General features: G+C 61.9%; 17 protein-coding genes. All 17 read left to right on the forward strand.

Features of this window, described 5'->3' with window-relative positions; all coding sequences use genetic code 11:
- The first annotated feature begins 1506 nt into the window (after positions 1-1506).
- Positions 1507-1890, forward strand: a complete 384-nt coding sequence (locus KA248_15170; protein ID MBP7831248.1) for a DUF134 domain-containing protein — start codon at positions 1507-1509, stop codon at positions 1888-1890.
- A complete protein-coding gene (locus KA248_15175; protein ID MBP7831249.1) occupies positions 1887-2249 on the forward strand; it encodes a NifB/NifX family molybdenum-iron cluster-binding protein in 363 nt (120 codons plus the stop codon). The genes KA248_15170 and KA248_15175 overlap by 4 nt, the downstream gene beginning before the upstream one ends.
- A gap of 21 nt (positions 2250-2270) precedes the next feature.
- Entirely contained in the window at positions 2271-2486 is a 216-nt protein-coding gene (locus KA248_15180) for a DUF5320 domain-containing protein (protein MBP7831250.1), read from the forward strand.
- A 43-nt stretch (positions 2487-2529) separates the two neighbouring features.
- Positions 2530-2898: a DUF5320 domain-containing protein gene (locus tag KA248_15185; GenBank protein MBP7831251.1), complete on the forward strand. Its 369-nt coding sequence runs from the start codon at positions 2530-2532 to the stop codon at positions 2896-2898.
- A 183-nt stretch (positions 2899-3081) separates the two neighbouring features.
- Positions 3082-3552, forward strand: coding sequence for a peptide deformylase (def, locus tag KA248_15190; protein MBP7831252.1), 471 nt, complete (start codon positions 3082-3084; stop codon positions 3550-3552).
- A complete protein-coding gene (locus KA248_15195) occupies positions 3549-4499 on the forward strand; it encodes a radical SAM protein (GenBank protein ID MBP7831253.1) in 951 nt (316 codons plus the stop codon). The genes def and KA248_15195 overlap by 4 nt, the downstream gene beginning before the upstream one ends.
- A 4-nt stretch (positions 4500-4503) precedes the next feature.
- Complete coding sequence (locus KA248_15200) at positions 4504-4863, forward strand: iron-sulfur cluster assembly scaffold protein (GenBank protein MBP7831254.1); 360 nt, start codon at positions 4504-4506, stop codon at positions 4861-4863.
- Positions 4864-4866: 3 nt separating this feature from the next.
- Entirely contained in the window at positions 4867-5724 is an 858-nt protein-coding gene (locus KA248_15205) for a DUF89 family protein (GenBank protein ID MBP7831255.1), read from the forward strand.
- A complete protein-coding gene (locus KA248_15210; GenBank protein MBP7831256.1) occupies positions 5721-6599 on the forward strand; it encodes an ATP-binding protein in 879 nt (292 codons plus the stop codon). The genes KA248_15205 and KA248_15210 overlap by 4 nt, the downstream gene beginning before the upstream one ends.
- A complete protein-coding gene (locus tag KA248_15215; GenBank protein ID MBP7831257.1) occupies positions 6596-7474 on the forward strand; it encodes an ATP-binding protein in 879 nt (292 codons plus the stop codon). Before KA248_15210 ends, KA248_15215 begins: the two co-directional genes overlap by 4 nt.
- Complete coding sequence (locus tag KA248_15220) at positions 7453-8772, forward strand: phosphatidylserine decarboxylase (GenBank protein MBP7831258.1); 1320 nt, start codon at positions 7453-7455, stop codon at positions 8770-8772. The genes KA248_15215 and KA248_15220 overlap by 22 nt, the downstream gene beginning before the upstream one ends.
- Positions 8744-9979, forward strand: coding sequence for a P-loop NTPase (locus KA248_15225; protein MBP7831259.1), 1236 nt, complete (start codon positions 8744-8746; stop codon positions 9977-9979). Before KA248_15220 ends, KA248_15225 begins: the two co-directional genes overlap by 29 nt.
- Before the next feature lie 43 nt (positions 9980-10022).
- A complete protein-coding gene (locus tag KA248_15230) occupies positions 10023-10529 on the forward strand; it encodes a ferritin-like domain-containing protein (protein ID MBP7831260.1) in 507 nt (168 codons plus the stop codon).
- Positions 10530-10547: 18 nt separating this feature from the next.
- Positions 10548-11231, forward strand: a complete 684-nt coding sequence (locus KA248_15235) for a peroxiredoxin (GenBank protein MBP7831261.1) — start codon at positions 10548-10550, stop codon at positions 11229-11231.
- Positions 11232-11311: 80 nt separating this feature from the next.
- On the forward strand, positions 11312-11536 hold the full coding sequence (locus tag KA248_15240; GenBank protein ID MBP7831262.1) for a hypothetical protein: 225 nt from the start codon (positions 11312-11314) through the stop codon (positions 11534-11536).
- Positions 11533-12366 (forward strand): MBL fold metallo-hydrolase, encoded by an 834-nt coding sequence (locus tag KA248_15245; protein ID MBP7831263.1) that lies wholly within the window; start codon positions 11533-11535, stop codon positions 12364-12366. The genes KA248_15240 and KA248_15245 overlap by 4 nt, the downstream gene beginning before the upstream one ends.
- A complete protein-coding gene (locus KA248_15250; protein MBP7831264.1) occupies positions 12363-13127 on the forward strand; it encodes a class I SAM-dependent methyltransferase in 765 nt (254 codons plus the stop codon). The genes KA248_15245 and KA248_15250 overlap by 4 nt, the downstream gene beginning before the upstream one ends.
- Positions 13128-13186: the final 59 nt, after the last annotated feature.

Genomic DNA, 13186 nt, shown 5'->3' on the forward strand with positions numbered 1-13186 from the left:
TGCTTCGCTCGCTGGCCGCTCGCTCATCTTCCGCCTCCGGCTGGGCCGCCGGAGTCGGTCACGCGGTCCTGAACGGCCCGCGTGAAGAGCGGCAGGCGTCCACCCTCCCGTCATTCGCTCCTCTCTCTCCCACTTCGCGGCGTTCTACCGCGCTCTTCTCCTCGCCCGCCTTTGGCGGGCTCCGGTGCGGGCGCGCGCGAAGAGAAGAGATGCGGTAGCGGCAGAACCGCTCGCTCGTGGGTGCGCTTAGCGCACTTGCCCGCCGCTCCAGAAAGAGCGCAAGCCGTGCGGTCTGGCTTGTCCCGCCATAGCTCCGCTTGCGCGGAGCGACGGCGGAACGACCGCACTGCTTGCTTAGTGCGCCGCTTGGCTCCGGCTGAACGCCGAAGCTTTTCGCGGCTTGGTCGCTGTCGCGTTTTGCCAATGTCTGTTCTTTCGGCCCCAGCTTCTTCCAATGTCTGGACACCCTCATCGAATGCGGTCTCGTCCCGACGTCTTACAGAGTCGGGACTCGTTGATTTCTACCCCGCGACGTTTCAAGTGCCATTTTCGCCGGGCTCCGTAAACTCCACCCGTCGAAAGCCGTCACTTCAAACGTGGCCCCCAAGACACCGCCGGGCAATTCGCCCCGAGTGTCCGCCTACGTCGGAAACGTCAGGGCCATTTTCCTTTTCGGCGGTAAGAGCCTGCCGGTCGCGTTAAGAATTGAAACGCGCCCGGCACCGCTCCGGCTAGCCGTCGCTGGGGTCGGGCCATCGGCCCTCCGTGGATTGGTTTTTCAATCTCCGAATACAATCTATCAATCAGCCCCCTTTTTGCCCACGCTTCGCCAGCATCGCCCCTCCACACCTGAACGCGCTTGTTTCCGTGTTCAGGGCCGGGAAAACGGCCGCGCCAAGTACGCCGAACCCGCCGACGGGTTCAGCAACGCGGCGCTCCCCGATGTCATCGGGTTCCGTTTTCCTCGGCCCTTCACACGGCGCCCGTTACGGTGTTTCCGGGGCGGCGCTGGCTTCGCTTCTCAAAGACCACCCACCAAACCCTTGCGCGGGGAATCCCCGTCCCAAAGAATTCCCCGTGCTGGCAGCAGGCACCGCGCCAGCGAAGCTGTCACGTTGCCTGCTTGACTGAATTGGACGTAATCCGGATGCGGTCATTTCTCGTTCCCCAAGCCCGCATGGTGGTGGGGGCTTCGGGAACAACAGGGCCAATTCGCCTGTCAGCGCAAGCCGTTACTTTGCAATGACGAATGACGAAATCCGAATGACGATTCAATGACGAATCTCTAATGACGAGTTCACAGGGAAAGGAATGTCGAGTTCATTGGAAAATTCGGGTATTCGTCATTCATTAGTCATTCGTGCTTCGTCATTAGACATTCATTTTCCAGTCACTTACGACGATCCATGAATCAGTCATGTCGGGAACAAGAAATCTTGTTTCCAGCGTTTGACAAAGAGCGATTATGCACATATGTTCATAATGTTTTGGCGAGGTACATATCGAATGCCTAGACCCTGTTGCATGAGACGAATTGGCTTTGTGCCGGGCGCGACCTACTTCAAGCCTTGGGGTGTTCCTCTCCGGGAACTGGAAGAGATCGTGCTGGCCCTTGATGAACTGGAAGCGTTGCGGCTGGCCGACCTTCAGGGTCAGTACCAGGAGCAGGCAGCGGAGAAGATGAAGATCTCCCGCCCTACCTTTTCCCGCATAGTTGAGTCGGCGAGAAAGAAAGTCGCGGACGCCCTCATCAACGGAAAAGCCCTGCGGCTGGAGGGCGGTCCTGTCATTCAGCCGCCTGCCGGCGCGACCTCCGAAGAACGCCGGGGAGGTTGGGGTCGCGGACGCGGATGGTGCCATGGCCAGAGAAGAAAGGAAAAGTCGTCATGAAGGTTGCGATTACGGTTCAGGGAACAAGCTTGAACGATCCCCTCGATCCCCGGTTTGGCCGCGCCAAGCAATTCCTCCTCGTCGACAGTGAGACAGGAGAAGCGGCAATCCGAAGCAACGAGGTAAACCTGAACGCCGTGCAAGGCGCCGGCATCCAGGCCGGTCAGCAGGTTGTGGATTCGGGCGCGGCTGCCGTGATCACCGGACACGTTGGTCCCAAAGCCTTCAGAGTGTTGGAAGCGGCCGGAATCCCTGTCTATCTGGCGGCGGACTGCACGGCCGGCGAGGCGCTGGACCGGTTCAAGCGAAATGAACTGTCGCAGCAGAAGACGGCCGATGTCGAAGGACACTGGGTTTAGAAAGAGGAAGGGAGATACGTTATGCCAAGAAATGATGGAACAGGACCGGCGGGTCAAGGGCCGGCAACAGGTCGAGGCGCAGGACCTTGTGGCGCAGGGCAGGCACGCGGCGCACGCCGCGGGCTCGGCCAGGGGCGCGGACAGGGAATGGGTCGCGGCAGGAGCCGCGGATGTGTCGGAGGATCAGCATCCAGCGCGGGCGGTGGCGGTCGCGGCATGGGTCGCGGCGGACGTTGAGTCTGACGAACAGCAAAAGCCGCGAAAGCGGCAGGAGGCAGACATGCCAGGTGGAGACAAAACAGGTCCGGCAGGGATGGGACCAATGACGGGCCGTGCGGCGGGATACTGCGCGGGATACGGAGCGCCCGGCTATGCAAACGCAGGCTGGGGGCGTGGATTCGGGATGGGGTTCGGCCGCGGCCGCGGCGGCGGCTTCGGCGGTGGGCGCGGATGGCGGCATCGGTTCTACGCGACCGGAGTCCCCGGTTGGGCGCGGCCCGGCGTGCCGTATGGCCCGGCTCACGCTGCTGCTCCAACCGAGGAGCAGGAACTGGAGATGCTGAATCGGCGAGCGGAGTACTTCGGGGACGCTCTTGCCGATGTCAAGAAGCGCATCGAGGAACTCCAAGCTGAAAAGGCGGACAAGTAGCTTCTGATGGGGAGGGCCGCGAATAGCAGGCCCTCCCCACGTCGCTGCCCACCGGTCCATGTGCCTGCCGGGAGTGCGGTAGGGCGTGGCCACGATCCAGCGAGCGGTGTCCGACTCGCACGCTGCCATCCCCCCCCCCGCGCGGCAGGACGTTGAAGATGACGCGATGTGTCTGACTGAAATATGGAACTCGCCACATATCCGAATCCAATCCTGCGCGCTCACGCCGCAGCCCTCCCGGCTGTAAGCAAGGCGGAACGCCGCCTGATGCTGCGCATGCTGAAGCATATGCGGCGATGGCAGGGCATCGGTCTTGCGGCCCCGCAGATAGGCCGCTCTCAGCAGCTGTTTGTTGCCGAGGTTGAGGGGAACGTTCTGATGCTTGCCAACCCGGAGATCCTTGAAGACCGCGGCACCGAGGAAATGGCGGAAGGATGCTTGAGCCTTCCCGGAACGATGGTCAGGGTCCGGCGGTCGGCTTTCGTCTGGGTACGCGGGCTCAACGAAGAGAACCGGCCCGTCGAGCACAAGATTCAGGGACTAATAGCACGAGTTGTGCAACACGAATTCGATCATCTGCATGGAAAACTCATCACTGACTACGGCCCCGCTCTGGCCCCGGACGAGGTGTTGAGGGCGGGCGGGACGACATGACCCCAATCCACAAATACCTTTTTGGCCCGGTCCCTTCCCGGCGTTTTGGGCGCTCACTCGGGGTAGACCTCCCCCCGCTCAAGACCTGCACGCTGGACTGCGTTTTCTGCCAACTCGGACACACATCCCACAAGACCATGGAGCGCAAAGAATACGCGCCGATCCCGGAGGTGGAGTCGGAACTCGCCCATTGGCTCCAGGATGGCGGAAAGGCCGACTACATCACGCTGTCAGGCTCGGGCGAGCCGACCCTGCATTCAGGCTTCGGCACGATACTGCAGTTCATCAAGAAGGAGATGCCTTTCCCGTCTGTCCTTCTCTCCAACGGCACGCTGTTCTGGCTACCCGAAGTCCGCACAGCGGCCTGCGCCGCCGACATCGTCAAGCTGTCGCTCAGCGCCTGGGACATGGATTCCTTCCGGCGGGTCAATCGCCCGCATGAGGATCTGAGTTTCGACCGCTGTGTCGAGGGGTTGCGCGACTTCCGCAAGGAGTTCCGAGGGAATCTTTGGCTGGAGGTCTTTCTCATCGAGGGGATCAACTCCCTCGCCGAGGACGTGAAGAAGATCGCCCGGATCGCTGAGTCCATTGCCCCGGATGAAATCCATCTCAACACGGCTGTTCGACCGCCCGCGGAGCAATCCGTGTCATCCGTTGATCGCGGCACCATGGAAGAGCTCGCCGGCCTCTTCCAGCCGCGAGCCACGATCATCGCGGGCTTCCCCACCCGCTGTGGCGCGAACATCGAGGCCAACGAGGACCGCATTCTGGACATGCTTCGCCGACGCCCCTGTACGGCGCTCCAGATCCAGGAGGCCTTCGGCATGCATGTGAACGAGGTCTCGAAATACGTGGGCGACCTGGTGCGGGCACGCCGCATCCGCCCGGAGTGGCGCGGCGGGGAGATCTACTTCAAGGCGTGCGACGGCAAAGGGAATGAGAGGTGACTTCATGACGAACAGCCAGAACAAGAAACCGGATACCGACCCTTTCTTTGGCCGAATGAACGACCCCACGGCTTCAGGCGCGATCAAGGGCCCGTGCGGGGACGAGATGGAGTTCTATCTCGATATACGGGGCGACCGCATCGAAGCGGTCCGCTACTACACGGATGGCTGCGGTCACACCCGGATGTGCGGCTCCGCGGTCGCGCGCAGGGCCCAAGGGAAGACGGTCCTCGAGGCGCTGGGCATAAGCCCGCGCGAGATCATTGACGCGCAGGAATGTCTGCCGGACGAAGGCAAGCACTGCGCGATCCTGGCTGTGAGCACGCTGTATCGGGCCTTGGCGGCCTATCTATTGGCGCCCTGAAAGATGAAGACTGAAATCGAATGTATCCCCTGTTTCGTGCGCCAAGCTGTAGAAGCCGTCGCATTGATCGTGAAAGATCCCGCACGTCGGGAGGCCCTGTTGCGCAAGCTCCTGCACGAGATCGCCAACTCGGAATGGACGCACTCTCCGCCGGTCATGGGCCAGCGGATTCACCGTATCATTCGCCAGGAGCTCGGCTGTCGCGACCCGTACCGCGACGTCAAAGACCGGATGAACCGCATTGCCGAAGAACTCCTCCCGTCTCTATGCGCGTCGATGGCGTACCAGCCGGACCAGCACGAAGCGGCTGTCCGGATGGCCATCGGCGGAAATCTCCTCGACGTCGGTGCCAAGACGCAGATTGCCGCCGAGGACATCCCTCGTCACATGAATGCAATCTGGACCCAGCCGCTACGGGGTGACGTAGACGCGCTGTTCCGGGCGGCCGATGAGGCTCACTGCATTCTGTATCTGACGGATAACGCGGGCGAGACGGTCTTCGACCGCGTGCTGATCGAGGCACTGCCGGCAGAGAAGATCACCGTTTTCGTACGCGGCGCGCCGGTGCTCAACGACGCCACGATGGAGGATGCCGTTGCAGCCGGCCTGTCCGAGACCGCGCCCGTGTTCGACAACGGATCCGACGCGCCGGGGGCCATTCTGGAGGACTGCTCCGAGGAGTTCCGCAGATGGTTTGAGCGCGCGGACTTGATCATCGCCAAGGGCCAGGGCAACTATGAAACCCTGTCCGATACGACGAAGCGTGTTTTCTTTCTTTTTACGGTCAAGTGCCCCGTCATTGCAGCCCATGTTGGGGAGCCCGTCGGCAGCTTGGTCGTCAAGGAGAACCGGGACATATGAACGGCGAATCGAGGGGCATCACGGTCGCCATCGCCAGCGGAAAAGGTGGAACCGGCAAGACGACGGTGGCCGTGAACCTTGCGGCAATCCTGGCCGAACAGGCCGAACAGGTCCAGTACCTCGACTGCGACGTGGAGGAGCCGAACGGCCACATCTTTCTGAAACCGGAAATCGAACGCACGGAAGACGTGGGCATCCCGGTGCCGGTGGTTGATAAGACGAAATGCACCGGTTGCGGCCAGTGCGCGGACGCCTGCGAATACAACGCCATGGTGATCCTGAAAACGGCATTGGTCTTTCCCGAACTCTGCCACGGGTGCGGCGGGTGCTGGCTGGTCTGCCCGGCCGGTGCGATCCAGGAGCAGCCCCGAACGATCGGCGTTGTCGAGACCGGCCGCGCTGGGAAGATTGGTTTCGGGCAAGGCCGGCTCAACGTAGGCGAACCGATGTCCCCGGCATTGATCCGCGCCGTGAAGCGGGTGCGAGCCACGGGCGGGACCGCAATTCTCGATGCCCCACCGGGAACCTCCTGCCCGGTGGTGGCAACAGTCCGCGACGCTGACTACGTCGTGCTCGTCACGGAACCGACCCCCTTCGGACTGAATGATCTGCGCCTGGCCGTGCAACTGATGCGCGAGGTGCAGCGCGCCTTCGGCGTGGCGATCAATCGCGCGGACATCGGGAATGACGCCGTTCGCAAATACTGCGACGCAGAGCGCATCCCCGTCTTGGCCGAAATCCCGGAGGACCGGAAGGTGGCCGAGGCTTACTCACGCGGCGACATGGCGACCGGTGCCGCGCCCGCATTCCGTGCCGCCCTTTCGCAACTAGCCGCACGGATCACCAGCGAACTTCCCCGAAAGGTGTCAGTGTGAAAGAGATCGTAGTCATCAGCGGCAAAGGGGGCACGGGCAAAACGAGCGTGACCGCTGCGCTTGCCGCGCTGGCGCGACAGTCGGTTCTTGTAGATTGCGACGTGGACGCCGCCGACTTGCACCTTCTTCTTCAACCCGAGATCCGACGCAGGCAGGAGTTCTGTTGCGGGCACCAGGCCGTTGTCCGATCCGCTGACTGCGTCGGCTGCGGCGCCTGCCAGGCCCAGTGCCGGTTCGACGCGATCCGGCCCTCGGAGGACGCGATGACGTTTCGCGTGGATACGGTGGGTTGCGAAGGCTGCGGCGTATGCGTGCGGGTGTGTCCCGTGAAAGCAATCGATTTCCCAGAGCGGTCCGCGGGGGAATGGTATGTGTCCGACACGCGGCACGGCCCGATGGTTCACGCGCGATTGAACCCCGGCGGGGAGAACTCGGGGAAGTTGGTCGCGTTGGTCCGCGAGGAAGCGCGCAAGCTGGCCGAAGCGAAGGGCCTAAATCTCATCTTGCTGGACGGGCCGCCGGGGATCGGTTGTCCCGTGATCGCCTCGATCACTGGCGCCAGCCAGGTTCTGGTCGTAACCGAGCCGACGCTATCGGGATTGCACGATCTGGAACGCGTGCTTGGACTGACGCGCCACTTTCGGATCCCCGCGGCGGTTTGCGTCAACAAGTGGGACATCAATCCGGCGCAAACTGAGCTGATTGAGCGACGGGCTATCGAACAAGGCGCGAAGGTCGCCGGCCGCATCCGCTATGACCGCGCCGTCACGGGTGCCCAGGTCCAGGGCTGTTCAATCGTGGAGTCGACTCCGAACGCGACGGCGGCCGACCTGAAAGTCCTTTGGGAAATCTTATGTTCAGAAACAGCAAACTGATTGTAGGGGAACTGCGCAAGCACGCGCCCTTCACGGCATTCGGCACGTTGTCGGGTCTCGTGATCATGCTGATCCTGCTCGCCGTGAAGGCTTCGCCGGGAACGTCAACTCGCTTGTTCTGGTTCATGCACCCGACTCACGTGCTCCTGAGCGCGTTGGTTACGGCCGCGATGTTCCGTCTGCATGGCGGGCGCGGCATCTGGCGCACGCTGTGGATCGGTTACGCAGGGTCCGTCGGCATCACGACCTTGAGCGACTGCGTGATCCCGTTCCTGGGGGAGTGGATCCTCGGGATGCCCAACCGGGGTCTGCACTTCGGGTTTGTCGAAAAGTGGTGGCTGGTCAATCCCCTTGCCCTATCGGGCATTCTGCTCGGCGTTTGGCGTCCGCATACCCAGGTGTTCCACAGTCTGCACGTGCTGCTCAGCACGTGGGCGTCGCTATTTCACATCACCATGACGATGACCAGCCCCCCGTCCTTCTTGACCATGGCGGCGATCGCCGTCTTCCTGTTCCTGGCGGTCTGGATCCCGTGCTGCACCAGCGACATCGTTTTTCCCTTGCTGTTCACGGATTCGAATCGCCGAACGGGTTCAGGCATTCGGCGTGAGGTAACGCCTTTCCTGATCGGCACATGGTTCCTTTTCTTCATCCTGGGCGGTCTGGCGTGGTGGATGGGCTTCCCGTCAAACCTTGTCGCCGGGTCGGCGATGGCGGCGGCCCTGATAACCAGCGCGTACTTCCTTTACTTCTTCCGCGATCCCGAACGCACGCCGCCGACGGATGACGACGCGGTCGTGGCTGGGGCCGACGGCACCATTGCCCCGGTTGTGAAGGTGACGGAAACCCAGTACCTCAAGGCGCGATGCGCCCGCATCAGTATCTTCCTAAGCCTCTTCGACGTGCATGTGAACCGGGCGCCAATGGCCGGCCGCTCCACATTCCTCGGCTATTTTCCCGGCAAGCGACTGTTCACGTTCCAGGCGAAATCCTCCGAGGTCAACCAGCACAACAAGATCCTGATTGAAGGCCGGCTGACACGATGCCTCGTGACCCAGATCGTGGGCCCCGTCTGCCGCCGCGTGGTCTACTGGCCGCCACATGACAGGATCGTCGAGATCGCGCTGGGCGAACGCATTGGAATGATGAAATTCGGCTCGCGCTTGGACATGTATCTTCCGACCTCCGATGTCGAGATAACAGCGAAGTCCGGAGATCGGGTTCGCGCAGGAGAAACGATTGTAGCCCGGCTGCGAAAGCGCGAAGACCATGAAGGAGTTCATCGAAATGCAGACTGAGAAGACGAACGACAACCTTGACCAGTTTCTGGAACAGCACGCCCTGGGGGAACGGATGCGGCGGATTCAGCACAGAATCATCGTCCTGTCCGGCAAGGGTGGGGTCGGCAAAAGCACGGTAGCGGCAAACCTGGCCGTCTCTCTGTCGCTGGCCGGCAAAAAGGTCGGCCTGCTGGACGTGGATATCCACGGGCCCAGCATCCCCAAAATGATGAAACTCGATGACTCCGGCGTGCAGGCGAAGGATGGAGTCATGCAACCTGTGGAGAAAGCCGGGCTGAAAGTCATGTCCATTGGATTTCTCCTGCGGGAACGCGACGATGCCGTGATATGGCGGGGGCCCATGAAGGCCAACGTGATCCGCCAGTTCCTCAAGGACGTGGACTGGGGCGAGTTGGATTACCTCGTCATCGACTCGCCGCCGGGGACCGGAGACGAGCCGTTATCCGTGTGCCAGTTGGCCGCGCCGCTTGACGGGGCGGTTGTCGTGACGACGCCACAGGACGTGGCCACCGCCGACGTTCGCAAGTCCATTACCTTCTGCCGGCAGTTGAAGCTCCCTGTGCTGGGGGTCGTCGAGAACATGAGCGGGTTCGTATGCCCCAAGTGCGGAGAGATTACGAACATCTTCAAGAGCGGCGGCGGAGAGCGCATGGCCAACGAGATAGGCGTCCCGTTTCTCGGTCGCGTCCCACTCGATCCGGCTGTCGGCGAAGCGTGCGACGACGGCAAGCCGTTTGTCTACCACTTCTCCCGGACGGAAACAGCCAAGGCTTTTGCGCGTATCATCGCGCCGATCCTGGCGCTGTCCTGCGAAGGCAACGAGACAGATCAGCAGACCAACATGAAGAAGACAAAGGAGAATAGAATGGAGATCGCCATACCGGTCGCGGAAGGGAAGCTCTGTATGCACTTCGGGCATTGCGAGCAGTTTGCCCTGGTTGACGTGGACGAAAAGACAAAGAAGGTAGCCGGCACACAAATGCTGACGCCGCCACCCCATGAGCCGGGCGTGCTGCCCCGCTGGCTCCATGAACAGGGTGCCAACATCATCATCGCCGGGGGCATGGGCCAGCGAGCCCAGTCGCTCTTCGCCGACAACGGCATTCGGGTTGTGGTTGGAGCGCCGACAGGAGCGCCGTCGGATCTGGTCGCCTCCTATCTGGCCGGCACGCTACAATCCGGGGCCAATGCCTGCGATCATTGATGAGAAGCGCAAGACATAGCACACCAAAAGGAAGGAGAGAGGCATGGGTACTAAAGGCATAGAGATTGTCGATATGGACGTGAAGGAACTCGTCGGGGTGCTCAACAAGGCATTCTCCGATGAGTGGCTGGCGTACTTCCAGTACTGGATCGGCGCCAAGGTGGTGAAAGGCCCGATGAAGGAAGCGGTCATCGCGGAACTGGTTCAGCACGCGGCGGATGAACTGCGGCACGCGGACATGCTGGCCATGCGAATCATCCAGCTTGGCGGAACGCCCGTCAACGAGCCCAAGGAGTGGTACAAGCACTCCAACTGCGGATATGACGCGCCGGACAACCCGTTCGTGAAAAATGTTCTCGCGCAGAACATCAAGGGCGAGCAGTGCGCGATCATGACGTACAAGAAGCTGGTCAACTTGACCATGACAAAGGATCCGGTGACCTACAACACCGTCCTTCAGATCCTGCAGGACGAGGTGGAGCACGAGGAGGACCTCCAGGCGGAAATGGAGGACATCGAAACCATGTTGAGCACGCACAGCAAGAAATAACAGGAAGGAGATAGCAACATGACAGAGCCAGCCGTAACAAGTCTGCCCTTGATCGGCGAGAAGGCGCCATCGTTCAAGGCCAAGACCACGCAGGGAGAGATCGATTTCCCCAAGTGTTTCGAGGGGAAATGGGTCGTGTTCTTCTCGCACCCGGCGGACTTCACGCCGGTCTGCACGACGGAGTTCATGACGTTCGCCTCGATGCAGCCGGAGTTCGAGAAGCGCAACTGCAAGCTGCTCGGGCTTTCCATCGACAGCATCTACGCGCACATCGCGTGGCTGCGGACGATCAAGGAGAAGATCCAGTACAAGGACCTGAAGAACATCGAGGTCACCTTCCCGGTGATCGAGGACCTGAAGATGGAGGTCTCCAAGGCCTTCGGGATGCTCCAGCCGGGCGCGAGCAGCACGCAGGCAGTCCGCGCGGTGTTCATCATTGACCCCAAGGGCATCGTGCGCGCGATCCTGTACTACCCGCTGTCGAATGGGCGGAACATGGACGAGGTGATGCGCCTCCTGATCGCGATGCAGACGTCCGACGCGCACGGCATCGCCACGCCGGCGAACTGGAAGCCGGGCGACGACGTGATCGTACCGCCGCCGGGCTCCTGCGGTGTCGCCAAGGAACGCACGGAGAAGGCCGATCCGGACGTAAAGTGCCTGGATTGGTTCATGTGCTTGAAGAAGTGTCCGAAGATCTGAAATGACAACGGGCCGGCTGGCACCGCGTCAGCCGGCCCGAACACTTATGACCACGAAAGTCCATATCCGCCTGTTGGCATTTGGGTGCGCCATTTGCCCGCAGTTACGTCGTTCTGACCGGGCCGACTTCGCCACTCTCAACCGTTCTCTTCGACTTCGGCATCAGCGCGATCTGCGGTACGCGCGTAGCGAATGCCGAAGAGGTCATACGCTTTATCAGTCAGGCCGCCACATTCAAGCAACTGCACGGGCACGGGGTACGACTTCTGACCATGACCCGTCCGGAGACCACCCCTTCCGTATGAAGATCACGGTCATCGTCGACAACCACGCCCTGCCGGGCTTCTCGTCCGAGCACGGCTTGAGTCTCTGGTTGGAAACCAACGCAGGGAATGTCCTGTTCGATACCGGTCAGGGGCCGGCTTTCGAGACCAATGCGCGGGCGCTTGGCATTCCGCTGGACACCGCGCGGGCCATCGTGCTGAGCCACGGCCACTACGACCACACCGGCGGATTACCCGTCGCGCTGGAAAGCAATCCTTCAGCGCGCATCTACGTTCATCCGGATGCTTTCGCGCCCCGATTCAGCCTTCGGGACGCCGTGATGCGCGCCATCAACATGCCGTATCCCGCCGAGGGCGCCTTGAAGGCGCACAAAGCGAACATCGTGGACACCACGCACGCGATGGAGGTCGTGCCCGGCGTATGGGTGACCGGCCCGATTCCGCGCCGCAACGAGTTCGAAGACACGGGAGGTCGCTTCTTCCTCGATCGACTTGGGCTCAAGCCCGACCCCATTCCCGACGATCAGGCGCTTTGGCTCGACACCCCGAAGGGGACGGCTATCGTTCTTGGCTGTGCCCACGCGGGCGTCGTCAACACGCTGGATTACGTGTGCGAACTGACCGGGCGGCCGACCGTGGATGCGGTCATCGGAGGCATGCACCTGGGCAAGGCGTCCGCGGCCCGCCTGGAGGAAACCGCGACGGCGCTGGAGCGCCGCGAGGTCCGAGTGATCGCGCCCTGCCACTGCACGGGCGACGAAGCCGTCCGCTTCCTTCAGCAACGCCTGCCCGGTCGGTTGACAGAATGCGCCGGCGGTCATGTCCTGACGTTTGATGAAGGCGATGAATGAGATTCAGCCGCAAACAGATCATGGAGAACGACGCTCGTCTCAAGGAGCGGGACCGGCTGTATCGACGCCACGGCTACGACAGCCGGAAGGCGGCCCGATTCGTTTTGGCGTGCGCCGGGCCGCTGGCAGGGCGAATACTCGAGATCGGCACAGGAAAAGGGCGGTTCCTGGTCGAACTCGCGCGGCGGAGATCGAACGTCGTGACGGTTGACCCTGACGCCGCGGAACAGCGCTTTGCCAGACTGAACGCGGCACATGCGGGAGTAACCAGCAATATACGTTTTGTCGTCGCCGACGGCGCGCACCTGCCGTTTGCCGATGTGTCATTCGACGCCGTAGTATCCATGAACGCCCTTCATCACATCCGGGACTTGAACGGTGTCCTCGACGAAGTCCTGCGCGTTGTCAAGCCGGGCGGTAAGATCGTGTTGGCCGACTTCGACGCGAACGGCTTCCGTCTCTTCGACCGGATTCACCGTCAGGAGCAACGCACTCATGAGCGCAGAAGGTACTATTTCAAGAATCTCGTGACATTTCTGGCTGCGCAAGACTGTTTTGCCCTCCGATTCCAGGGCGATGGCCAAGAAGTATTGGTCGCATCAAAGAGTAGGAGAAAACGCGCGCGCGCCCGGCACCGGAGCCCGCCAAAGGCGGGCGAGGAGAAGAGCGCGGCAGAACGCCGCGAAGTGGGAGAGAGAGGAGCGAAGGACGGGAGGGTGGACGCCTGCCGCTCTTCACGCGGGCCGTTCAGGACCGCGTGACCGACTCCGGCGGCCCAGCCGGAGGCGGAAGATGAGCGAGCGGCCAGCGTGCCGAGCAT

It is taken from the genome of Kiritimatiellia bacterium, from assembly GCA_018001225.1.
Classification (GTDB): domain Bacteria; phylum Verrucomicrobiota; class Kiritimatiellia; order CAIQIC01; family JAGNIJ01; genus JAGNIJ01.

Bases quoted from the DNA above. Each gene is read 5' to 3' on its own strand.
- KA248_15170 (MBP7831248.1), top strand. From the start codon at position 1,507: ATGCCTAGACCCTGTTGCATGAGACGAATTGGCTTTGTGCCGGGCGCG.
- KA248_15175 (MBP7831249.1), top strand. From the start codon at position 1,887: ATGAAGGTTGCGATTACGGTTCAGGGAACAAGCTTGAACGATCCCCTC.
- KA248_15180 (MBP7831250.1), top strand. From the start codon at position 2,271: ATGCCAAGAAATGATGGAACAGGACCGGCGGGTCAAGGGCCGGCAACA.
- KA248_15185 (MBP7831251.1), top strand. From the start codon at position 2,530: ATGCCAGGTGGAGACAAAACAGGTCCGGCAGGGATGGGACCAATGACG.
- def (MBP7831252.1), top strand. From the start codon at position 3,082: ATGGAACTCGCCACATATCCGAATCCAATCCTGCGCGCTCACGCCGCA.
- KA248_15195 (MBP7831253.1), top strand. From the start codon at position 3,549: ATGACCCCAATCCACAAATACCTTTTTGGCCCGGTCCCTTCCCGGCGT.
- KA248_15200 (MBP7831254.1), top strand. From the start codon at position 4,504: ATGACGAACAGCCAGAACAAGAAACCGGATACCGACCCTTTCTTTGGC.
- KA248_15205 (MBP7831255.1), top strand. From the start codon at position 4,867: ATGAAGACTGAAATCGAATGTATCCCCTGTTTCGTGCGCCAAGCTGTA.
- KA248_15210 (MBP7831256.1), top strand. From the start codon at position 5,721: ATGAACGGCGAATCGAGGGGCATCACGGTCGCCATCGCCAGCGGAAAA.
- KA248_15220 (MBP7831258.1), top strand. From the start codon at position 7,453: ATGTTCAGAAACAGCAAACTGATTGTAGGGGAACTGCGCAAGCACGCG.
- KA248_15225 (MBP7831259.1), top strand. From the start codon at position 8,744: ATGAAGGAGTTCATCGAAATGCAGACTGAGAAGACGAACGACAACCTT.
- KA248_15230 (MBP7831260.1), top strand. From the start codon at position 10,023: ATGGGTACTAAAGGCATAGAGATTGTCGATATGGACGTGAAGGAACTC.
- KA248_15235 (MBP7831261.1), top strand. From the start codon at position 10,548: ATGACAGAGCCAGCCGTAACAAGTCTGCCCTTGATCGGCGAGAAGGCG.
- KA248_15245 (MBP7831263.1), top strand. From the start codon at position 11,533: ATGAAGATCACGGTCATCGTCGACAACCACGCCCTGCCGGGCTTCTCG.
- KA248_15250 (MBP7831264.1), top strand. From the start codon at position 12,363: ATGAGATTCAGCCGCAAACAGATCATGGAGAACGACGCTCGTCTCAAG.